This window comes from Nocardia asiatica NBRC 100129 (assembly GCF_000308415.1).
GTDB lineage: Bacteria > Actinomycetota > Actinomycetes > Mycobacteriales > Mycobacteriaceae > Nocardia > Nocardia asiatica.
The window spans coordinates 71,890-93,152 of sequence record NZ_BAFS01000004.1 but is presented as its reverse complement, the minus strand read 5'-3'; the positions used below and the strand labels follow the sequence as shown (position 1 = coordinate 93,152).

The window sequence follows — 21,263 nt, the reverse complement described above, 5'->3', positions numbered from 1 at the left end:
GCTGATCGGAACCACACTGGTGGGCGCGTCGATCGCCCGGATCGCCGTCGGCGACTGGCAGCCGACCGACCTGCTGGTGCCAGCCGTGATGCTGGCGATGTTCCCGGTGTTCGAATGGATTGTGCACGTCACCGTGCTGCATTGGCGGCCACGGCGGCTCGGGCCGGTCGCGCTCGACAGCGAACTGGCGCGCAAGCATCGCGAGCACCATGTGGACCCGCGCGACATCCCGCTGATCTTCATCCCGACGAAGACGCTGTCAGCGCTGGTGGTCGTGCTCGTCGCGCTGGCGGTGTTCGCCTTCCCGCGGCTGGGCCTCGGACTGACCTTCCTGATCACCATCACCCTGCTCGGCCTCGGCTACGAGTGGACGCACTATCTGATCCACACCGACTACAAACCCAAAGGCTCGCTCTACCGGGCGATTTGGCGCAATCATCGCCACCACCACTACAAGAACGAGCACTACTGGTTCACGGTAACCAGCTCGGGCACCGCCGACCGCCTCTTCGGCACCTTCCCCGACCCGGCCACCACCGAGATCTCACCTACCGCCCGCAACCTGCACTCCGCCTGAACGACCAGGCGCGCACTATTCACGCGACAGCGAATCCAGCCGCCGGATGGGCCGTCACGCCCGAGCTCGGCGCCCTGCGGTCACGCGCCGAGCCGGCACCTCCGGAAGACGCCTCGCGGCCTCGACGTCATCACACCAGGGCTAGCCCGAAGCTCCACTGCCTGCAGGAATATCCTCGCCGTCTGGGCAGTGCCCAGCACGCCATCGTCGAAGACCAGCATCACCCCATCGCAGCGTCAGCGGTCCGACCCAACAGCATCCGCCGCGCGTGACACAACGTTCGACGGCGACACGCCGGGCTGAAGGACCGGCGATCTCGGAGGGATCGCCGGTCCTTGACCATAGGATCACCTCGATCCGGCCACACCGTAGCGATGTGCGCGAGCGGGTCATCAGCCGTTCCGAAGCCCTTACGGTGCGGCGAGCAAACGCTGGGCGATAGCTCGAGCACGGATGGCGGCGTCCGGAGTTCCCTCTCGGACGGCGGTGACGATCGCACCGTCGACCAGCAACGCGAGCTCGGCGGCCGACTCAGCGGCGTCGGAGATGCCTGCCTCGTTGAGGAGTTCGTTCAGGTATTCGATGACACGGCGCTTGTGCCGATCGGCGACCTGATGCGCTGCGCTCGCGCGATCGGCGACCTCGACCATGGTGTTGATGAACGCGCAGCCGCGGAAATCATTGCGGGCAAACCGGTCCGCCAGAGCCTCGAAGACGGCGAGCGGGCGGGCAGCCGGGTCCTCGGCTTTCGCCTCGACCGATTCCCGCAGCCAGTTCAGCCAGCGGCGGTCGCGGTCCTCCAGTACCGCGACGATCAGTTCGTCTTTGCTCGCGAAGTGGCGATAGAAGGAGGCGCGGCCCACACCCGACTCCTGGAGCAATCGGTCGATGCCGACGGCACGGATGCCTTCGGCATAGAACAGATCCTCCGCCGTGGTGAGCAAGCGCTGCTTGGCGCGGGTTGCCATGCAACCACGGTAGCAGAACGGAACCGGTCAGTACCGTATTGTTTGACCACGATGGGACTGATCAGTACCGTCCCGATTCGGCACCGATCGGTACCATCTTGTTCGAGCTGGAGGCTCCTATGTCCCGCCTGCCCCTTGTGTCCACCGAGTCCGCCGACGCCGAGCAGGCCGAGTTGCTGACCGGAGTACAGCGCCAGCTGGGCCGCGTCCCGAATCTCTACGCGGCCATGGCGAACAGCCCCGCCACCCTGCGCGGCTACCTGAACCTGCGCGAAGCGCTGGGCACAGGAAAACTTTCCGCCCGCCTTCGCGAACAGCTCGCCTTGCTGGTCGCGAGCGAAAACGGCTGCGACTACTGCACCTCCGCGCACACTATGCGCGCGAGCCAAATGGGTCTCACCAAGCGAGCGATCGCCGACACCCGAGCGGCGCGCGCCGAGGACCCGCATGCGGAGGCGGTCCTGCGCGTCGCCCGCGCCGTGCTCCACACCCGCGGCCGGATCAATGACGCCATCCTCGCCTCGGCGCGGGCCCATGGCGTGAGCGACGCCGAGTTGAGCGAGGTCGTCGGCCACATCGCATTGAACGTCCTGTCCAACTACTTCAACCACGTCGCCGAGCCGGAACTCGACTTCCCGCCCGCGGCATCGAGGAAAGGCGCCGCAGTGGAACTTCAATGGCGGGTTGCGGCCGAGGTCACCTTGGTCGAGGGGTACTCCCTACTGAATCGCGACGGACAGCCCGTGCGCACAGTCGAGGACGTCCGCATCGCGATCGTGGGCGGGTTCTTGCACGTCGAGGTCGCCGATTCCGCCGCAGTGCAGGTTGTATCGGCTCCCGCCGTCGCGCTCGTGACCTACCCCGCGTCCTGACTCCTGCCCAGCCCGGTCCGCCCCGCGGACCGGGTTTTCTCGTCTGAGCCGGAAGTCACACTTGACACCGCAATACCCTAGGGGGGTATGGTAACCACATAAACGCAACACAAGGAGAACGACCATGAGCACCACCACCGTCAACGTGACCGGCATGACCTGCGGCGGATGCGCCGCCTCGGTCCGCACCGAGATCGGCCGCATCGACGGCGTCGGATCCGTCGCGATCGACCTCGCCGACGGACAGGTGACCGTCGAGAGCGCGAGTCCGATCGAGCGCGCCGAACTCGTCGCCGCCGTAGCCCGCGCCGGCTACGCGGTCACCGACTGAGGAGGAGCGCGCCGATGCACGCGTCCATGAAATTCGGCGGCTTCGCCCTCGGCCTCGCGGCGGTGTTCGGGATCGCCCTGGTGGCCGGTTCGGTCCTCGGACCGGAACCGACCGGATCCGCCACCCACGACTCGACAGCTCACGCCGCGGACGGCGCGGCCCCCATAGACGCACTACCTGGAGGAATGACGGCGACCGCCCGCGGCTACACCCTGCGGCTGGACACTGCCCAGACCACCGCCGCCGCGAACGTGCCGCTGCGCTTCACCATCCTGGACCGGGACGGACACCCCGTCACCCGTTACGTGCGCAGCCACGACAAGGATCTCCACCTGATCGTCGTGCGCCGCGACATGGCCGCCTACCAGCATGTGCACCCGGTGCTCGACGGCAACGGAACCTGGAGCGTCCCGCTCGACCTCACTCGCGCGGGCGACTACCGGGTGTTCGCCGACTTCACACCCGAGGGTGGCGACGATCTGACGCTCGGCGCGGACCTCCGCGTGGCGGGCGCCTACGAGCCGCAGCGGTTGCCCGCGCCCGCACGCACCGCCACCGTCGGCGATTACACCGTCGAGCTGCACGGCGATGTCGCCCCCGGCCAGGCCTCGAAGGTGACCCTGTCGGTGAGCCGCGCCGGGAAACCGGTGACCGACTTGCAGCCCTACCTCGGCGCCTACGGCCATCTGGTGGCGCTGCGTGGCGCCGACCTGGGCTACCTGCACGTCCATCCGGAGGGTCACCCGGGCGACGGCGTGACCGCGCCGGGGCCGGGTATCACCTTCGCCGTCACCGCCCCGAGCGCGGGCGACTATCGCCTGTTCCTCGACTTCCAGCACGAGGGCGTGGTCCGCACCGCCGAATTCACCCTGACCGTCGCGCCGGGCACCCCCGGCGTGGACTCCTCGACAGACAACGAACACACTGGTCGACAGCAGGCGCCGGACGGCCACGGACACTGACCGACGACCGTCCGCACCGCGCCGCACAGAACGGAGCACCACGATGACCACCGCGACACAACCGCCGCCCTCGAAGCCGGTCGAACTCGTGATCGGTGGAATGACCTGCGCGTCCTGCGCCGCGCGGATCGAGAAGAAACTCAACAAGCTCGACGGCGTCACCGCCACCGTGAACTACGCCACGGAGAAGGCCAGGGTCGAGGTCAGCGGCGACGTCTCGCCCGACGAGCTGATCGCCACCGTCGAGCAGGCCGGCTACACCGCGGCGCTGCCCGCGCAGCCGGAGCGGTCGCGGGAGGCCGTCACCGAGGAGGACCCGGCCGCCGCTCTGCGCACTCGCCTGCTGGTCTCGCTGGCGCTGTCGGTGCCGGTGATCGCCATGGCGATGATCCCGGCCTTGCAGTTCACCAACTGGCAGTGGCTCTCCCTGACGCTGGCCGCGCCGGTGGTGGTGTGGGGCGCGCTGCCGTTCCACCGCGCGGCGTGGACCAATTTGCGTCACGGCGCCGCCACCATGGACACGTTGATCTCGATGGGGACGCTGGCCGCACTGGGCTGGTCGCTGTATGCCCTGTTCTGGGGCACCGCGGGCACGCCGGGCATGACGCATCCGTTCGAGTTCACCGTTTCCCGGATGGACGGCACCGGCAGCATCTATCTCGAGGCCGCGGCGGGCGTCACCACGTTCTTGCTGGCCGGGCGCTTCTTCGAGGCCCGCGCCAAGCGGCGGGCGGGCGCGGCGCTGCGGGCTCTGCTGGAGCTGGGGGCCAAAGAAGTCTCGGTGCTGCGCAACGGCACCGAGCGGCGTATTCCGGTGGAGCAGCTGACGGTCGGCGACCGGTTCGTGGTGCGGCCGGGCGAGAAGATCGCCACCGACGGCGTCGTGGTGGAGGGCTCCTCGGCCGTCGACGCCTCGATGCTCACCGGCGAGTCGGTGCCGGTGGAGGTCGGCCCGCACGACACCGTGGTGGGCGCGACCGTGAACGTGGGCGGCCGGCTGGTGGTGCGCGCCACGAGGATCGGGTCGGACACCCAGCTGGCGCAGATGGCGAAGCTGGTCGAAGACGCGCAGACCGGTAAGGCGCAGGCGCAGCGGCTGGCCGATCGGATCTCCGGGATCTTCGTGCCGATCGTGATCGCGCTGTCGGTCGCCACGCTCGGCTTCTGGCTCGGCACCGGCGGTTCGGTGGCCGCGGCGTTCACCGCCGCGGTGGCGGTGCTGATCATCGCCTGCCCGTGCGCGCTGGGGCTGGCCACGCCGACCGCGCTGATGGTCGGCACGGGGCGCGGCGCGCAGCTGGGCATTCTGATCAAAGGCCCAGAAGTGCTGGAGTCGACCCGGCGGGTGGACACGATCGTGCTGGACAAGACCGGCACCGTCACGGCGGGCAAGATGACCTTGCTCGACGTGGTGCCCGCCGAAGGCGAGCAGGGCGAACAGGTGCTGGCACTGGCGGGAGCGTTGGAGGATTCATCCGAGCACCCGATCGCCCAGGCCATCGCCAAAGGCGCCAGGGAGCGGGTGGGTGAGCTGAAGCCGGTGGAGGATTTCGCCAACGTGGCCGGCCTCGGCGTGCAGGGCATGGTGGACGGCCACGCGGTGCTCGTCGGCCGCGCCCGGTTGCTCGCCGACTGGTCCCAGTACCTCGACGACGACCTGTCCCAGGCGATCCGCACGGCCGAAGCCGAAGGGCAGACCGCCGTCGCGGTGGGCTGGGACGGCAAGGCGCGCGGCGTGCTAGTAGTGGCGGACGCGGTGAAACCCACCTCCGCCGAGGCGATTTCCCAGCTCCGCGCCCTCGGCCTCACTCCGATCATGCTGACCGGCGACAATCAGGCGGCCGCCGACGCGATCGCCGCGCAGGTGGGCATCGATCAGGTGATCGCGGAGGTGCTGCCGCAGGACAAGGTCGACACGGTCAAGCGGTTGCAGGCCGAGGGCAAAGTGGTCGCGATGGTGGGCGACGGGGTGAACGACGCCGCCGCGCTGGCCCAGGCCGACTTGGGCCTGGCCATGGGTACCGGCGCCGACGTGGCCATCGAGGCCGGTGATCTCACCTTGGTGCGCGGCGACCTGCGGGCCGCGGCCGACGCGATCCGCCTGTCCCGCCGCACCCTCGCGACCATCAAGGGCAATCTGTTCTGGGCCTTCGCCTACAACGTGGCCGCGATCCCGCTGGCCATGGCGGGGCTGCTGAACCCGATGCTCGCGGGCGCGGCGATGGCGTTCTCGTCGGTCTTCGTGGTCAGCAACAGCCTGCGGCTGCGCGGGTTCCGCTCGACGGCGTCGTAACGAGGAAACACCGGACGGGACCGCACACGGAGTGCCGTCCCGTCCGGGCATCGCCGGGCGGCTCACTCGTCAGCGCACATGCGCATAACGCCATGGGTGAGAGTACCCCCGGCGCAAGGAAATCCGAAATGGAGATTCGACTCAGCCGCGCAGCGTGGTGACGGTGACCAGTGAGGGTTGCGTGAACAAGCCGTAGACCTCGATCGAGACGCCTCCGGTCGGGGTCTCGCTGGCCCACCGCGCGTGCTCGGTGATCCCTTCGCCCAGCATCGCTTTCGCGCCCGGCGACCAGGCGACGGCCACCTGGCTCAGCGCAGGTCCGAGGTTCAGGTTCGCGATCGCCGCGGATTCACCGTTGTCGAAGTAGACCTCCGTGCCGCCGGGGAAAGGGTTCACCGCGACCGCGGACGCACTCGCGCCACCGAACGCGGCGGCCGACCCGCCCGCCACAACCGCTACCAAGACCGTCATGACCCGTTGACGCATCCGAATCCCCTTTTCGTGTAAGCACACCGGCCGTCCAGCCGGTCATGTCACCCTTGCGGAGCATGCACCATTCAGCAATTCGATGTGATGCCAATCACAGACAGCCTACGGTGCACTCTCCACGGCCACGAACGCATTCGCGTGATCCGCTGCCCATTCGGCGAAACTCCGCGCGCGACCGAGAATTCGGGCAACGTCGTCGGTGACGATCCCGTTGTGCCCTGCCCGCATGTAGGCCTGCCCGGCCAGCGCGCCGTCCGCGTATTCGGCGGACATTCCGGACGCGAGCATATGTGCCCGCGCTTCGGTTTCGGGAATGTCGACGACGTCCACCGGGCGGCCGACAACCGTGGCCAACGTGGCCGCCAGGTCGTGGGTGGTGCGCAGCTCCGGGCCGGTGAGCTCGTAGATCCGGCCCGCGTGCTCGGCGGAGGTCAACGCCGCGACGGCGACCCCGGCGACATCGCGCGGATCGATGACGCCTTGCGCGGCTTCGCCGGTCATGTTCGGTACCGGCCGCCCGGCCCGGATGGCGGTGGCCCAGCTCAAAGTGTTGGAGGCGAAGGAGCTGGGGCACAGGACGGTCCATTCCACGCCGCTTTCCCGCGCGGCCTGCTCACCGGGCAGATGCCAGGTGCCCACGTACGACGACGCCCAGCGTCTGTATCTGAGCGGCGCGGCGGCGGCCAGTGATGCCGGAGACCGTGTCTTGACGGCACAACTTCTGTCGAGCCTGAGTTATCAAATCGCCAACGTCGGCAATCCAGCCGAAGCAGCACTGCTGGCGCGCACCGCGGTCAAGGGAGCGACCAACGCGCCACCGGTGGTCCGGTCGTTGCTCACGGACCGCCTGGCATGGGCCTGTGCGCGCTCGCGCGACCGCGCCGAAGCGGAACGAGCGCTCGATGCGGTGGACGAGGCCTATGATCGCCGGTCACCCAACATTCCCGAGCCGGAGTGGGTGTATTGGTTGGACCGCACCGAGATAGGCGTCATGGCCGGCCGGTGCTTTGTCGAATTGGACGATCCAGGAAAGGCGAGTTCCCTGCTGTCCGGCGCGATCGATCAACTCGCCGCCGACCGCGTCCGTGAGGTTGCCCTGTATCGGACCTGGCTCGCGGAGTCGTACCTGAAAACTCGTAATCTGGACGCGGCACGGGCCATCATCCGAGAGGCGCGGACGGCGGCAGAGACCGCAAACTCCGCGCGACTCGACCGGCGCATTGCCGAAATACAACGAATGCTGGTCTGAACTGGCGCAAGCAAAGCTCGAGCCGGTGCGCCCGGCTCGGCATCTCATCGTCCGATCAGGGGCACACATGAGGTCGATCCCCCGATCGAGAGCAGAGATGAGCAATAGACGCGACTACTACCGAGAATCCGATGCTCGTAAGGCCAAGCATCACACCGAGGGGCGAGCGCGGCCGTACCGGGGATGACCCTCCGGCCCGAGATCGAACCTCGGAGCGCGTGCACGTGCGGTCACCAACGATCGGCACTCACGAGTGCCCGTCAGCGCATCTTGGCCCGGCGCCGCCGCTCCATTTCCTCGCGTTCCAGAACCGCCGCCCGCTCCATAGTCGGGGCGGTCCCCCCGAGCCGTGCGGGGACCCAGCGGGCGCCTTCGGCCATCGGATAGTCGTGTTGGGCGCGTTCCAAGAGTTCGCTCATTCGGGCGCGCATGGTGGCGGTCAGTTCCTCGGCGGGTTCGGCGGGTGGGATCGGCGCGCCGATGCGGATGTTGATCGGGAAATCGTGCCGACCGAGCTGTTTCGGGATGTCTTTCGTCCAGATCCGGTGCGCACCCCAGATGACCAGGGGAACGATCGGAACACCGGCTTCCACGGCCATGCGCGCCGCGCCGGATTTGAATTCCTTCAGCTCGAAACTGCGGCTGATCGTCGCCTCGGGATAGACCACGACCAGCTCGCCGCCGCGCAGCGCGGTCACCGCGCGGGCGTACGACGCGGCCCCGGCCGTGCGATCGACGCCGATCGCCTTGCAGTGCTTCATGAGGAAGCCCACGACGCCGCGCTCGAGTTCCGCCTTCATCATGAACCGGACGTTGCGGCCGGACTTGCGCCCGACCAGTCCGACCTCCATGAAATCCAGGTAGGCCGTGTGGTTCACGGCCAGCACAGCGCCGCCGGAGCGCGGAATGTGTTCTTGCCCTTCGATATCGATCCGCAGACCCTGGGCGAAGAAGATGGCGCGCGCTAGGCCGGTGAGCACGTCGTAGACCGGTTCGCGCGCCATCACAGCTCCCGTTACTGCCCCGCCGCGTTCTTTCGCGCGGCCTTGGCCTCCGCTTCGGCGGCATCCATCGCGTCCGCCTCTTCCAGGGTAGGAGCGCTGCCGCCGAGCCGGGCCGGAACCCAGTACGCCCCCGGCTCGTGTACGTAGTCCTTCTGCAGGTCCAGCAGCATTTCCTGCATGGTCGAGCGCAGCTTCGCGGTGAGTTCGGCGGCGGGCTCGAACGGCTGGATCGGTTCGCCCACCGCGATCGAGATGGGCGTGTTGGTGCGGCCGAGCCGCTTCGGGAAGCCCTTGGTCCAGACCCGCTGCGCGCCCCAGATGACGATCGGGATGATCGGCACCTCCGCCTCGATCGCCATACGTGCCGCGCCGGACTTGAATTCCTTGATCTCGAAGCTGCGGCTGATCGTCGCCTCGGGGTACACGCCGACCAGCTCGCCGCGGCGCAGATAGGCTACGGCGGCCTTGTAGGAGTCCGCGCCCGCCGAGCGATCCACCGGAATATGCTTGAGGGCGCGCATGATCGGCCCGGAGATCTTGTCGTCGAAGACCTCCTTCTTCGCCATGAACCGGATATAGCGCTTCGGGGTGCGTACCGGCAGGCCCGCGTAGGTGAAGTCCATGTAGCCGGTGTGGTTCACCGCCAGCACGGCGCCACCCCGGGCGGGGATGTGTTCATCGCCCTTGACGGTGAACTTCAGACCTTCGACGAAAAAGACGGTTCGGGCCAGCCCGATGATCGTCCGATAGACGGGTTCCACAAGTCCGCTAGCGTAGTCGCTGATCGTCCCCACCGGCAGTTCGCCGCCGTCGTGCGCCGCACCGGAGCGAGCCCAGCTGACCAGCCCCAACCGCAAGCCTGAGAGAAGAGGATCGTCGAAGTGGAACGCGCCCGGCCGGCATCGCGTGAATACGACCGCACCGCACGCGATCGGAATCGGGCCCGGCGCACGCGCGCCGCGCTGATCGGCGGCCTGGCCCTGTCCGGAGCGGTCGCGCTGACCGGCTGCGACTCCGTGGTGGGCATTCCGGACGAGAGCGCGCCGCAGGCCGCCGTGCGCACCACGCCACCGGCCGCGGTCCCGTCGGCGGCCGCGCCCAGCACCTCGGCGCTGCCGCCCGTCCCCGCCGACGCCCCGCCGGTCGGCGCGGTCGCCGGGCTGCCCGACGCCGCGCCCGCGGTGCAGCGCTGGGCGGCCGACCTGCAGTCCCGCACCATCGCCGAACTCCAGAAGAAGTGCTGGACCATCGCGCCGAAGAACGTCGCCGACATGTACGGCGACCCCAAGGCCGTCCTCGACGCATTGGCGCAGCCCGGTACGGCGAGCGAGAACACCGTCGTGTGGGCGAACTCGACCACCACGGTCGCCGTCGATCGCGCCGAAGTCGCCACCGGATACGCCTGCCCGCGCGTCGCCACGGCGGGCGCGGAGATCGCCTACAACGACGCCGACGCCCGCCACACCGTGCGCCGGTACCTGTCCCGCTTCGTCGGCACTCCGCTCGACCCTGCCGACAAGGAGGGCGACTACCCTCTCATCTGTAAGGCGTCCCCGGCGACCTGGGACCCCAAGGGCACCGGGCGTCCGAGCCCCGCGCCGCTGGCGAACAACCAGGGCGCGCTCACCGGGGCCACCGAGTTCGCCGACCAGCAGATCCGGTCGGAGCAGGTGAACACCGAGTACATCGCGGTACTCGTGCCGGTGACCAACTCCGCCGGTGTGACGCAGACCCGCACCTTCACCCTGCGATCCGGGCCGGAGGGCTACTGCATCGGCGACATCTCGCCGTAACTACTACCCTGGTTGGCTGGTAAACAGCAGGAGGAGCAGCTAGTGCAGATCACCAGCGTCGGACACGCCGGATTCCACATCCGCACCGCGGCCGGGTCGATCCTTTGCGACCCCTGGGTGAACCCCGCGTACTTCGGATCCTGGTTCCCGTTCCCCGACAACACCCAGCTGGACTGGGACGAGCTGGGCGCATGCGACTTCCTGTACGTCTCGCACCTGCACCGCGACCACTTCGACGCGAAGACGCTGACCGATCACGTCGACAAGAACGCGACCGTGCTGCTGCCCGACTACCCCGTGCCGGACCTGCGGCGCGAACTCGAGCAGCTGGGCTTCCACAAGTTCTTCGAGACCGAGGACTCGGTCAAGCACACGGTGCCGGGGCCGGGCGGCGACCTGGACATCATGATCATCGCGCTGCGCGCGCCCGCCGACGGCCCGATCGGCGACTCCGGGCTGGTCGTCTCCGACGGCGAGACCACCTGCTTCAACATGAACGACGCCCGCCCGGTCGACATGGACGTGTTGCACGACGCGTTCGGTCACGTCGACATCCACCTGCTGCAGTACTCGGGCGCGATCTGGTACCCGATGGTCTACGACATCCCGGCCCGCACCAAGTCGAATTTCGGCAAGCAGAAGCGCCAGCGCGGCATGGACCGAGCGCGCAGCTACATCGAGCAGGTCGGCGCTACCTGGGTGGTGCCCTCCGCCGGTCCGCCGGTGTTCCTGGACGACGAGCTGCGCTACCTCAACGACGACCGCGGTGACGAGGGCAACATCTTCCCGGACCAGAAGGTGTTCCTGGAGCAGATGGAGATCCACGGCAACAAAGGCGGGATCCTCATGATCCCCGGTTCGGTGGCCGACGTACGCGGCGCCGAGTTGACGCTCACCCATCCGAGCGACCCCGGCGAGATCTACGACGACAAGGCCGCGTACATCGAGCGGATGGCGCAGCGCCTCGCGCCGGTGCTGGAGGCCGAGAAGGCGACCTGGGAACGCGGCGAGGGCTCGCTGCTGGAACCGCTGCGCAAGCTGTTCGAGCCGATCATGGCGCAGAGCAATGTGATCTGCGACGGCATCGGCTATCCGGTCGGTTTGGTGATCGGCGAGGAAACCATCGTGCTGGACTTCCCCAAGCGCACTGTGCGCGAGCCGGTCGAGGGCGAGGGCCGCTACCGCTACGGCTTCCGCATCGCGCCGGAGCTGGTGCGCACGGTGCTGCGTGACCGGGAGCCGGACTGGGTGAACACCATTTTCCTGTCCACCCGCTTCCAAGCGTGGCGCATCGGCGGGTACAACGAATTCCTCTACACGTTCTTCAAGTGCCTCACCGACGAGCGCATCGCCTACGCCGACGGCTGGTTCGCCGAAGCGCACGACGATTCGGCCTCCACGGAACTCAGCGGCTGGGAGGTGCAGCGCCGCTGCCCGCACCTGAAGGCGGACCTGTCGAAATTCGGCGTGGTGGAAGGCACCACCCTCACCTGCAACCTGCACGGCTGGCAGTGGGACCTGGAATCCGGGCGGTGCAAGACGTCCAAGGGCCACGAACTGCGCTCGCGCAAACTGGACTGAACCGAACTTCCGGCCGGTGATTCCGCACCGGCCGGAAGCGATGCCGACTGATTGCTACCGGTCGGCAACCTCGCGGGTCAGCTTCGAAGACCACGGACACCAGAAGCAGCCCGGCAGGAACGCGCCGCACGCCTCGTCGAGGTGGTCGTTGACGTACATGATGCTGGCGTCGCAGACCTCGATCGCCATGGTGAAGAAGGTGATGGTGTCGGGGTCCAGATGGAAGTCCCAGCCCGGGTTGTAGGGCGCCGGCATCTTCCGGATCCGGCCCATGACGTGCACAGACATCTGCTCGTCACCCGACAGGATGCGGCGGGCTTCCTGGATCCGCTGTTCGTTGGTCAGCTGGATGATGAACTCTTTGCCGGAGTAGTCGGTGAATGCGAAGAGCGCCATGTCTTTCCCCTCTTGTCGATGGGTCTCGTTCGATGGATGGCGAAATCCGCACCGGTGCGAGTCGATCCTATCGGCGCACGACGGAAGATTTGCTGAGAATTTGCTAACCAGCGCATAACGGGTCTTCGGTCGGCCGAGGCGGCGAAAAAGAGGGAGGGCCGGGCTTTCAGCGGGATATCCCGGCCGGAATCCCGTTGTGCGCGGGAGCCGACGTGCGGCCTACCGCTCGCACCGTCCTGATCAACTCTCGGATCGCGATACCGCCCCTCGCCACCGGCGCGGCGACGCGTCCGTCAGCGTCTATGAGCACGGCCGACGGGGTACCGCGCACGCGATAGCGCAGAGCCGCCTCGTTGCCCTGCTGCACGAGCGACGGAATATTCCCCAGCCCGTTCTCGACGCCCCACGCGGCTTGTTCCGCCGCGTCGCCGTTGCCGACCGCCACGATCGCCAGCGCGTCGCCGGTGCGCGCGTGCCAGCGGGGCAGTTCCCTGGCCAGCGCCGCGCACAGCTCACAACCCGGGTGCACGAAGACCAGCAGGACCGAACGTCCTCCGGTCAGCAGAGCCTCGAGCGTGGTCTTCGCTCCTGTGGCGTCGAACAATTCGAACTCGGGGGCTACCGCGCCCACCGGCAATCCCTCCGCGCCCAGGGTGGACAAAGCCTGCTCGTCCACCCGGCGGCGCAACGTACGAAACTGCCCGATGAGCCACACCAGCACCGCCACCAGCGCGGCCACCACCGCACAGCCGATCACCTGATCGACGGGCAGGCCGATCGGTACGCGCGGATACCGCAGCGCGCCGATATCCACAGTCAAGGCCAGCGCTGCGAGCACACCGTTGCGCACCAGCGTCTTCGGCCCGATCGGCGTGGCGCTCGCACCGCCGAAACACGAACACGAGGGCCGCTCGCCGCGGCGCAGCAAACGCACGATCGCGGCCGTGAACACGGCCAGCAATGCCAGCGCCGCCACGGCGGCCAGCCCGGAAATCCAGGGAATCAGCACGGTCACCGCGATCATCGCCTCGATGATCGGCAATCCCGAGGCCACCGCGGGCACCCAGCGCAGCGGCACCCCGAAATCCGCCACCGCCTGCCGCGTCGCGCTCCGATCCGCCAGCTTGCCCCACGCCGACAGCCCGAACACGACACACAGACCCAGCCGCGAAACCCACACCCCGTATTCGATCAGCATGAGCGCACCATCCCACACTTATGCGCTTCGAACATGAATGACCGGGCGAGTGTCCTCAGGACTGCGATCTGGTGGCTACAGCGACCGCCACAAGTGTCAGCACACAGCCGACGACCGCCGTAGCCGACAGTCCGGCGCTGGTCGGGGTGAACACATCGAGGACCAGTGAGGCCAGCAGCTGGCCCGCCACCGAGGTGAGACCGAGGAGCAGTACGCCGATCCAGCGGACCGTGAGCGCGGCCAGGGCGATGAACGAGACACCGATCAATCCGCCCAAGTAGAGCCACGGTTCGGTGGGGAACTCCGCCGGACCGCCGGAGGTCGCGACCACCGCGGCCGTGAGAACCGAGAGCGCGGCCAAGCCGACACAGAAATTGACCGTGGCCGCCGAAATGGCTCCGCCGACCGCCCCGACCTTGCCGTTCACCGCTTGCTGCCAAGCCAGGCCGATCCCGGCCAGCGCGGGCAGGATGATCAGCAGAGCGGTCGGAGCGCCGTTCAGCGCATCGGGCACCGATAGACCACCGGTCGCTCGGGCATGACCGAGCCCGGCGACCAGCACCGCGACCACACCGAGCGCCGCGCCGGCCGAGCGCACGACCGTGATCGGCGTGCGTCCGCTCGGACCGAGACCGAGGCGGTCGACGACCAGACTGCTGATCAGTTGACCCGCGACGGTCGCCACCGTGAACGCGGTGACGCCGATGGCCGCGACGGTCAACCCCTGGCACGCGACGAAGAACGCCCCGCACAGGCCCCCCAGCAACTGCCACGGCCGAAGCGAGCCCTCGGACAACGCCCCTCGCACCCGCCGCGCCCCTTCCCGCACCCGCCCACTCACCGCGAAAACGAGCGCCAGCACTACGAGCCCGGTACCGAAACTGATCGTCGCCGCCGTGATCCCGTCCTCCAGCCGAGCACCGAGCGCACCGTTGATCCGCCCCTGCACCGCCACCCCCGCCCCGATCGCGAACCCGAAGATCACCCCCACCCGCACCTGCCTACTCACCTCCCGCACGCTACCGGCACACGCTCGCGGCGTTGTCCCAGAAGAACACGTCATGGTCTGGCAACTCGCGGTCACTCGGTTGCACGCCGCCGCGCCATCGGCCGAGAAGGCGCGGTGGCGTGCCACTCACGGCTCGGCGCGTCGCGGAAGCCAGCGGGGGGTGAGGGCGGCGATGGCGAGGATGGAGGCGCCGAGCAGGGCGAGCAGGGTGGACATGGACCACCAGAGCGTCACGAGGGCGGCGAAGCCGAACACCGCGAGGGCGATCACCTCGCCGAGCAGCCCCGAGACCGAGGTGACGGTGGCTCGGGCGGGGCCCTCGATAGCGTCCTGGAGGCGCGCGCCCGCGACGATCCCCGCGTTGTAGACGATGCCGTAGGAGACGCCGATGGACCCGAAACCGAGACCGGTCAGCAGATACACCGCGTCCGGACGACCGGTCGCGAGCCCCGCGATCACGGCACCACCGAGGAACAGCACGCCCGCGCCACCTACCGCGATCGCCATCGTACGGCCCGACATCCCCTCGGTACGTCCAGCCAGCACCGAACCGGTCAGTGAGCCGAGCACGGTGAGACCGACCAGGAGGGGCACCACCGCTGTCGAGACGCCCGATTCCTCCGCCAGCAGGGCGAAATACTCGTCGAACGCCGTGATCCCGAACAGCAGAGCCTCCAACAGCACGCCGTAACGCACGGCTTGCACGCGAATCGCCTCGCCGACACCGGTCTTCAGCATGGTGAGGTATCGCGCGAACGGCCGCGGACGCGCCACAACGCTTTCCGGCGCGATCGCTTCGGAGGCCGAATCCTCCAGATCGTCCACGTCCACCGCGGACACCGCCTTCGGCGCGGTGGGCAGCGACAGCGCGATCAGCGTGTGCGCCCCCGCTATGACGACGCTGGACCAGCCTACGAGCGCATAACCCCCGTAGAGGTACAGGGGCGTCGCGGCGACGATCGCGACGACAACGGCCGCCTCCGCACCGGCCCGGGTGTAACCCAGGACGCGCGGATAGGACCCGGACTCACCGCGGGCGGCGAGATCGTCGTAGAGCAATGCCTCGAAAGTGCCGGAGGCCAACGCGCCGGAGGTGCCCCACAGCACGAATCCGGCGGCGAAACCCGCGAACGAAGGCACGGCGGTCCACAGCGCGAATCCGGCCGTGAGCAATACGCCGCTGAGCGCGAGCAGCCCGCGCCGCGACACCGTGTCCGCCCACGCCCCGGAGGGCACCTCGAGCAAGAACGAGGTCGCCGACCAGATCGCGAACAACAGTGAGATCTGCCCGGTGCTCATGCCGTGGTCGGCGAACAGCAGGGCGTACAGCGCGTAGAGCGGAATCAGTTCACCGATGCTCTTGAAGAGCACCGCTCGAACCGTCAGCGAGCGCAGTCCGATGGGTTGCGCGCTACCCGGCAGGCGGGCGCGCAGCGCTTCGGCGAATCAACTGGCGTAGATGAGCAAACACATGTCGATCAGCATGCTCAGGGCCGGACCCGCCGTCAAGCGAATTACGGCAGCGGCACCCAGCCGTTGGCCGTCACCGAGTCCCCGTCGCCGAGTTCCTCGTCCGTGACGCCGCGACCGATCCGGCCCTTGTTCTCGTTGAGGTCGCTGATCAGTTCCGAGACCGGGTGCGAGTCGCTGTAGTGATAGCCCTGCGCGAGCGCGAAACCCAGTTCGGTGAGCACCGCGGCTTGGTACTCGGTCTCCACGCCCTCGGCGATGACCTGCAGGTCCAGCGCGTTGGACAGGGCGGCGATCACGCCGAGCAACGGCGGCGCCGGCGAATCCGAGCGGATCGCGGCGACGAAGGACTGATCGACCTTGAGGATGTCGCTGGGCAGGGTGGCCAGCCTGCTGAGCGAGGAGTAGCCGGTGCCGAAGTCGTCGATGGCGATGCGCACGCCCCGGTCGCGCAGGGTGTGCAGGTTCTCGATCGCGGTCTGCGATTCGGCCGCCAGCTCGCTCTCGGTCACCTCGAGCACCAGCTGATCGGCGGGCCATCCGGTACTGGCGAGAATGCCCGCCACTCGGTCGGCGTAGCCGGCCTCGGCCAGCTCCAGTCCGCTGACGTTCACGTTCAGCGTCAGATCCAACTGGGCGAAAGTCTCCTGCAAGCGCGCGGCGTCCGCGCAGGCCCGGCGCAGCACCAGCTCGTCCAGATCGGCGATGAGGTCGTATTCCTCGGCGACGCGGATGAGGCCCTCGGTGGTGACGTCCGGCTGGGCGCTGGACGACCAGCGCAGCAGCGCCTCCACGCCGACCGCCTTGCCGCCGCCCTCGGTGAGGCTGACGATCGGCTGGTAGTGCACGTCGAGGGCGCCGCGGTCGATCGCCTCGCGCAGTTCCACCGCCAGCGGCAGTTGCCGGGAGGACTCCAGCACCGTCCGGTTGCGTCCGGCTTGCTTGGCCCGGTACAGGCCGACGTCGGCGCGGCTGACCAGCAGCGATCCGGATTCGCCCGGCTGCCAGGAGGTCACGCCGGCCGAACAGCCGGTGGTCACCGCCGCGCGCAGTTGTTCGGTGAGCAGGATCGCGGCCTGCTCGGTGGTGTTCGGCAGCAGCAAGGCGAACGCGTCTCCGCCGTAGCGTGCCAGGCGCTGATCGGGGGCCAGCAGTTTCGACCAGGTGTCGGCCACCCGCTGCAGTACCGCGTCACCGGCGCGGTGCCCGAGATGGTCGTTGATCTTCTGGAAGCGGTCCAGGTCGACCAGTACCAGCGCGAGGCCGTGCCCGGACCTGGTGGCCTGCTGGATCGCGGTGTTCAGCGCGCGGTCGAAGCCGCGGCGATTGAGCAGGCCGGTGAGGACGTCGATGTCGGCTTCGGACGCCATCCTCGTCAGGATCCCGACGACGACGCCGACCCCGAACGTCACGCCCGCCGGGATCAGGCCCGACCACCACGGCAGCCCGGGGACCACCGGCCGCGCCGGCAGCACCCACAGGCACAGCGCCAAGGCGAACGCGATATGGGCGGCCGCCTGCGACCAGGCGAAGAACAGCGCGGCGTCGCACGCGATGAACACGTAGAACGCCGCCAGGCTGATCGCGCCCACCGTGTTCGGGAAGGAGTGCACCGCGATCGTCACCAGCACCGTCGCGATCGCGACGTAGACGTGGTGGATCGAATGCGGCAGCCGCGGACCCCACGCGAGCAGCGTGAGACCGAGCACCAGCGCTACCGCTGCTGCCCCTCCTACCAGCGGCCGATTACCCTCCTCACCAGGGGCGACGGCGGTGATCAGCAGACCGAGCACCCCGCCCATGACGTAGAACGCCCCGGTGGTACGAGCCATGACCATAGCCGTCGCCAGCGCTGACGCGGCCCGCACCCGGGTTCGGGTATCGCCGCGAGACCCGATTCCTCGCACGACGAATAGCCTAGACACAAGGAATCCCGCCGGTTGCCACATCCCGGGAATCCGGCATGGCGAACCAGTGGCTATTCACCTGGACGTCATTCGCGCGTAGTCAGTTCGACGGTCGAAGCACGTCGGTGCCGACGAACGGAACCAGCGCGGCCGGAACCCGGACCGACCCGTCGGCTTGCTGATGGTTCTCCAGCATGGCCACGATCCACCGGGTGGTCGCCAGCGTGCCGTTCAGCGTGGCGGCGATCTGCGGCTTCCCGTTCTCGTCGCGATAGCGCACCGAGAGCCTGCGGGCCTGGTAGGTGGTGCAGTTGGAGGTCGAAGTCAGCTCCCGATAGGTCCGCTGGGTGGGCACCCACGCCTCGCAGTCGAATTTGCGGGCGGCCGAGCTGCCGAGATCGCCGGCCGCGACGTCGATCACCCGGTAGGGCACCTCGACCGCGGCGAGCATCTCCTGTTCCCAGGCGAGCAGGCGACGGTGTTCGGCGTCGGCCTGGTCCGGCGTGGTGAAGACGAACATCTCCACCTTGTCGAACTGGTGCACCCGGATGATGCCGCGGGTGTCCTTGCCATAGCTGCCCGCCTCCCTGCGGAAACACGACGACCAGCCCGCGTACCGTTTGGGCCCGCCGCTCAGGTCGAGGATCTCGTCCGCGTGATAGCCCGCCAGCGGCACCTCCGAGGTGCCGACCAGGTAGAGATCGTCGTCGGCGAGGTGGTAGACCTCGGCCGAGTGCTGGCCCAGGAAGCCGGTGCCCGCCATGACCTCCGGACGCACCAGCACCGGCGGGATCATCATGGTGAAGCCGTTGGCCACGGCTTTCTGCGCGGCCAACTGCAGCAGGCCCAGCTGCAGCAGCGCGCCGTAGCCGGTCAGGAAGTAGAAGCGGGCGCCGGAGACCTTCGCGCCGCGCTCCATATCGATCAGGCCGAGCGACTCGCCGAGCTCGAGATGGTCCTTCGGCGCGAAATCGAACTCCCTCGGCGTGCCGACGGTCTCCAGCACGACGTAATCGTCCTCGCCGCCCGCGGGCGCGCCCTCCTGCACCACGTTGGAGATGGCGCGGTGCGCGGCGTCCAGGTCGGCGTCGGCGGCGTGCTGCGCGGCCTCGGCCTCCTTGACCTTGACCGACATCTCCGACGCCTGCGCCAGCAGCGCGGAGCGCTCCTCCTTGCTCGCCTTCCCGATCAGCTTGCCCATCGCCTTGTGCTCGGCGCGCAAATTGTCCGCGGTGGCCACCGCGGCACGCCGCGCCGCGTCCGCCTCGAGCAGCGCGTCGACGAGGGCGGGGTCTTCGCCGCGGGCGCGCTGCGAGGCGCGGACCGCGTCGGGGTCGTCCCGCAGGAATCGGAGGTCGATCATGGGCCACCAGCCTAGTGGTCGGCAGGTTGCCGTTTCACCCCGATATCCCTGGATGCGGTCCATCGGCCCCGGATCGCGCGCATAGTGGGCTCGTGGGCGCCACTTTCGACGAGACAGCCATCGACAACGCGCTGGCCGACCTGACGGCGGGCGAGAAGGCCTGGGCCGCCACCCCGCTGCGTCGCCGTCGCGAACTGCTCGACGAGATCCACGCCCGAGTGGGTCGCTTCGCCGAGGACTGGGTGCGAGCGGCGTGCGTCGTCAAGGACCTGCCCGCGGATTCGCCGCTGGTCGGCGAGGAATGGATGTCCGGCCCGCTCGCCCTACTGCAGGCCACCGACGCGCTCTCGGCCACCCTCGCGGCACTCGACGCCGGGCGCAGCCCGCTCACCGGCATCACGCTGCGGGAGGCGCCGGGCGGCCGGCTCGCGGTGCCGATCCTCCCGTTCGGCGTCTACGACCGGCTCCTGCTCAACGGTTTCCGCGGCGATGTGTGGCTGCGACCCGGCGTCGACGCAGAGACCGCGCGCAGGCGAGCCGGACTCGCCCAGCTCGATCCCGGCGCGACCGGCGGGATCGGCGCCGTGCTCGGCGCGGGCAACATCACCTCGATTCCGCCGCTGGACGCGCTCTACGAGCTGTTCGCGCACAACCGCGTGGTCGCGTTGAAACTCAACCCGATCACCGACCCGCTGTTCACCGTGTTCGAAATGGTGTTCGAGCCGCTGCTGGAGCTGCGCGTGCTGCGGATCCTCACCGGCGGCGCGCAGCAGGGCGGCTACCTGGTGAGTCATCCCGATGTCGCCCACGTGCACATGACCGGCAGCGCGCGGACGCACGATTCGATCGTGTGGGGGCCGGGCGCGGAGGGCTCGGAGCGCAAGAAGGACCGCAGGCCGCTGCTGGACAAGCCGATCAGCAGCGAGCTGGGCGGCGTCTCGCCGACCATCGTCGTGCCGGGTGACTGGTCCGCCGCCGATCTGCGCTACCAGGCCGAACACGTGGCGACCCAGCGGCTGCACAACGGCGGCTACAACTGCGTGGCCGCGCAGGCGGTGGTGATCGGCTCGGACTGGGACCGCAAGGACGAGTTCCTCACCGAGCTGCGCCTGGCCATGGAGCGGGCGCCGCAGCGCAGCGCGTACTACCCGGGCAGCGACGCGCGCGTCGCCGACGCGCTGGCCTCCTACCCGGAGGCCGAGCGGCTCGGCGCGGGGCGTGTGCTGATCGACGGGTTGCCGCGAACCGGCACGCCGCTACTGCGCACGGAGTACTTCTCACCCGTTCTCGGCGTGGTCGAGCTGCCCTACGCGGGCGGCGAGTTCCTGCACCGCGCGGTGGACTTCGCGAACGCCGAGCTGACCGGGACGCTCGGCGCGAACGTCATCGCCCATCCGAGGACCATCCGCAGGCTCGGCACCGCCTTCGACCGCGCGATCGAGCGGCTGCGCTACGGCGCGATCGCGGTGAACGCCTGGACCGGCCTCGCCTTCCTCGCGCCGCGAGCCGCTTGGGGGGCGTTCCCCGGCCACACCCTGGACGACGTGCAGAGCGGGATCGGCGTGGTGCACAACGCCTTGCTGCTCGACGACGTGGAACGCACGGTGGTGCGCGGCCCGTTCCGGCCCGCGCCGCGCTCGCTGCTGGGCGGTGAACTCGCCCTCTCCCCGAAGCCGCCGTGGTTCGTCGGCAACGAGACGGCCGCCGTCACCGGGCGCAGGCTCACCGAGTTCTACGCAGGCGCCAACCCGGCCCGGCTGCCCGGCGTCTTCATGTCGGCCCTGCGCGGCTGAACCGCGCC

Annotated in this window: 20 protein-coding genes; 9 read left to right on the top strand and 11 right to left on the bottom strand. The window is 68.8% G+C overall.

Annotated elements, in window-relative coordinates:
• Position 1: 1 nt before the first annotated feature.
• Complete coding sequence (locus tag ON27_RS00785) at positions 2-577, top strand: sterol desaturase family protein (RefSeq protein ID WP_086007406.1); 576 nt, start codon at positions 2-4, stop codon at positions 575-577.
• A gap of 410 nt (positions 578-987) precedes the next feature.
• Here ON27_RS00785 and ON27_RS00780 read toward each other — a convergent pair whose 3' ends face one another.
• Entirely contained in the window at positions 988-1,545 is a 558-nt protein-coding gene (locus ON27_RS00780) for a TetR/AcrR family transcriptional regulator (RefSeq protein ID WP_043717736.1), read from the bottom strand.
• A 119-nt stretch (positions 1,546-1,664) separates the two neighbouring features.
• On the opposite strand from ON27_RS00780, the gene ON27_RS00775 reads away from it, so the two are divergent.
• The 4 genes from ON27_RS00775 (at position 1,665) to ON27_RS00760 (ending at position 6,003) form a co-directional block, all read left to right on the top strand.
• Complete coding sequence (locus tag ON27_RS00775) at positions 1,665-2,417, top strand: carboxymuconolactone decarboxylase family protein (RefSeq protein ID WP_043717732.1); 753 nt, start codon at positions 1,665-1,667, stop codon at positions 2,415-2,417.
• Between the two features lie 124 nt (positions 2,418-2,541).
• Positions 2,542-2,748: a heavy-metal-associated domain-containing protein gene (locus tag ON27_RS00770; protein ID WP_043717729.1), complete on the top strand. Its 207-nt coding sequence runs from the start codon at positions 2,542-2,544 to the stop codon at positions 2,746-2,748.
• A gap of 14 nt (positions 2,749-2,762) precedes the next feature.
• Positions 2,763-3,710: a DUF8832 domain-containing protein gene (locus ON27_RS00765; RefSeq protein ID WP_051046089.1), complete on the top strand. Its 948-nt coding sequence runs from the start codon at positions 2,763-2,765 to the stop codon at positions 3,708-3,710.
• A gap of 43 nt (positions 3,711-3,753) precedes the next feature.
• A complete protein-coding gene (locus tag ON27_RS00760; RefSeq protein ID WP_043717726.1) occupies positions 3,754-6,003 on the top strand; it encodes a heavy metal translocating P-type ATPase in 2,250 nt (749 codons plus the stop codon).
• A gap of 141 nt (positions 6,004-6,144) precedes the next feature.
• Here the strand turns inward: ON27_RS00760 and ON27_RS00755 are convergent, their stop codons facing one another.
• Together ON27_RS00755 and ON27_RS00750 are read right to left on the bottom strand one after the other, a co-directional pair.
• The gene (locus ON27_RS00755) at positions 6,145-6,489 is read right to left on the bottom strand and encodes a hypothetical protein (RefSeq protein WP_157227054.1); all 345 of its coding nucleotides are present in this window, start codon (positions 6,487-6,489) and stop codon (positions 6,145-6,147) included.
• A 105-nt stretch (positions 6,490-6,594) separates the two neighbouring features.
• Positions 6,595-6,993 carry a Rossmann-fold NAD(P)-binding domain-containing protein gene (locus ON27_RS00750; protein ID WP_051046088.1) on the bottom strand — a complete coding sequence of 133 codons (399 nt, stop codon included), beginning with the start codon at positions 6,991-6,993 and terminating at the stop codon, positions 6,595-6,597.
• A 25-nt stretch (positions 6,994-7,018) separates the two neighbouring features.
• Between ON27_RS00750 and ON27_RS00745 the strand changes: the two genes are divergently transcribed.
• Positions 7,019-7,741, top strand: coding sequence for an NsdA family TPR-like regulatory protein (locus tag ON27_RS00745; protein ID WP_157227053.1), 723 nt, complete (start codon positions 7,019-7,021; stop codon positions 7,739-7,741).
• Positions 7,742-8,001: 260 nt separating this feature from the next.
• Here ON27_RS00745 and ON27_RS00740 read toward each other — a convergent pair whose 3' ends face one another.
• Entirely contained in the window at positions 8,002-8,745 is a 744-nt protein-coding gene (locus tag ON27_RS00740) for a lysophospholipid acyltransferase family protein (protein WP_043717714.1), read from the bottom strand.
• An 11-nt stretch (positions 8,746-8,756) separates the two neighbouring features.
• A complete protein-coding gene (locus ON27_RS00735; protein WP_043717792.1) occupies positions 8,757-9,506 on the bottom strand; it encodes a lysophospholipid acyltransferase family protein in 750 nt (249 codons plus the stop codon).
• A gap of 120 nt (positions 9,507-9,626) precedes the next feature.
• Between ON27_RS00735 and ON27_RS00730 the strand changes: the two genes are divergently transcribed.
• Together ON27_RS00730 and ON27_RS00725 are read left to right on the top strand one after the other, a co-directional pair.
• The gene (locus tag ON27_RS00730) at positions 9,627-10,538 is read left to right on the top strand and encodes a hypothetical protein (RefSeq protein WP_051046086.1); all 912 of its coding nucleotides are present in this window, start codon (positions 9,627-9,629) and stop codon (positions 10,536-10,538) included.
• 42 nt (positions 10,539-10,580) lie between these two features.
• Entirely contained in the window at positions 10,581-12,119 is a 1,539-nt protein-coding gene (locus ON27_RS00725) for a Rieske 2Fe-2S domain-containing protein (protein WP_043717787.1), read from the top strand.
• Between the two features lie 54 nt (positions 12,120-12,173).
• Here ON27_RS00725 and ON27_RS00720 read toward each other — a convergent pair whose 3' ends face one another.
• The 6 genes from ON27_RS00720 to serS all read right to left on the bottom strand — a co-directional run bounded on the left by ON27_RS00720 (position 12,174) and on the right by serS (position 19,462).
• A complete protein-coding gene (locus ON27_RS00720) occupies positions 12,174-12,515 on the bottom strand; it encodes a BP74-related protein (protein ID WP_043717710.1) in 342 nt (113 codons plus the stop codon).
• Positions 12,516-12,681: 166 nt separating this feature from the next.
• Positions 12,682-13,713, bottom strand: coding sequence for a TlpA family protein disulfide reductase (locus ON27_RS39590; RefSeq protein ID WP_051046085.1), 1,032 nt, complete (start codon positions 13,711-13,713; stop codon positions 12,682-12,684).
• A 55-nt stretch (positions 13,714-13,768) separates the two neighbouring features.
• Complete coding sequence (locus tag ON27_RS00710) at positions 13,769-14,722, bottom strand: DMT family transporter (protein WP_245559727.1); 954 nt, start codon at positions 14,720-14,722, stop codon at positions 13,769-13,771.
• Positions 14,723-14,848: 126 nt separating this feature from the next.
• Positions 14,849-16,093 (bottom strand): MFS transporter, encoded by a 1,245-nt coding sequence (locus ON27_RS00705; protein ID WP_051046084.1) that lies wholly within the window; start codon positions 16,091-16,093, stop codon positions 14,849-14,851.
• 143 nt (positions 16,094-16,236) lie between these two features.
• Positions 16,237-18,030, bottom strand: a complete 1,794-nt coding sequence (locus tag ON27_RS00700; RefSeq protein ID WP_043717780.1) for a putative bifunctional diguanylate cyclase/phosphodiesterase — start codon at positions 18,028-18,030, stop codon at positions 16,237-16,239.
• 169 nt (positions 18,031-18,199) lie between these two features.
• Positions 18,200-19,462, bottom strand: coding sequence for a serine--tRNA ligase (gene serS / locus ON27_RS00695; RefSeq protein WP_043717703.1), 1,263 nt, complete (start codon positions 19,460-19,462; stop codon positions 18,200-18,202).
• Between the two features lie 92 nt (positions 19,463-19,554).
• On the opposite strand from serS, the gene ON27_RS00690 reads away from it, so the two are divergent.
• Complete coding sequence (locus tag ON27_RS00690; protein ID WP_043717701.1) at positions 19,555-21,255, top strand: aldehyde dehydrogenase family protein; 1,701 nt, start codon at positions 19,555-19,557, stop codon at positions 21,253-21,255.
• Positions 21,256-21,263 lie beyond the last annotated feature (8 nt).

Bases quoted from the DNA above. Each gene is read 5' to 3' on its own strand.
- serS (WP_043717703.1), bottom strand. From the start codon at position 19,462: ATGATCGACCTCCGATTCCTGCGGGACGACCCCGACGCGGTCCGCGCC.
- ON27_RS00775 (WP_043717732.1), top strand. From the start codon at position 1,665: ATGTCCCGCCTGCCCCTTGTGTCCACCGAGTCCGCCGACGCCGAGCAG.
- ON27_RS00780 (WP_043717736.1), bottom strand. From the start codon at position 1,545: ATGGCAACCCGCGCCAAGCAGCGCTTGCTCACCACGGCGGAGGATCTG.
- ON27_RS00750 (WP_051046088.1), bottom strand. From the start codon at position 6,993: ATGACCGGCGAAGCCGCGCAAGGCGTCATCGATCCGCGCGATGTCGCC.
- ON27_RS00740 (WP_043717714.1), bottom strand. From the start codon at position 8,745: ATGGCGCGCGAACCGGTCTACGACGTGCTCACCGGCCTAGCGCGCGCC.
- ON27_RS00755 (WP_157227054.1), bottom strand. From the start codon at position 6,489: ATGCGTCAACGGGTCATGACGGTCTTGGTAGCGGTTGTGGCGGGCGGG.
- ON27_RS00765 (WP_051046089.1), top strand. From the start codon at position 2,763: ATGCACGCGTCCATGAAATTCGGCGGCTTCGCCCTCGGCCTCGCGGCG.
- ON27_RS00720 (WP_043717710.1), bottom strand. From the start codon at position 12,515: ATGGCGCTCTTCGCATTCACCGACTACTCCGGCAAAGAGTTCATCATC.
- ON27_RS00770 (WP_043717729.1), top strand. From the start codon at position 2,542: ATGAGCACCACCACCGTCAACGTGACCGGCATGACCTGCGGCGGATGC.
- ON27_RS00760 (WP_043717726.1), top strand. From the start codon at position 3,754: ATGACCACCGCGACACAACCGCCGCCCTCGAAGCCGGTCGAACTCGTG.
- ON27_RS39590 (WP_051046085.1), bottom strand. From the start codon at position 13,713: ATGCTGATCGAATACGGGGTGTGGGTTTCGCGGCTGGGTCTGTGTGTC.
- ON27_RS00745 (WP_157227053.1), top strand. From the start codon at position 7,019: ATGGCGGTGGCCCAGCTCAAAGTGTTGGAGGCGAAGGAGCTGGGGCAC.
- ON27_RS00700 (WP_043717780.1), bottom strand. From the start codon at position 18,030: ATGGTCATGGCTCGTACCACCGGGGCGTTCTACGTCATGGGCGGGGTG.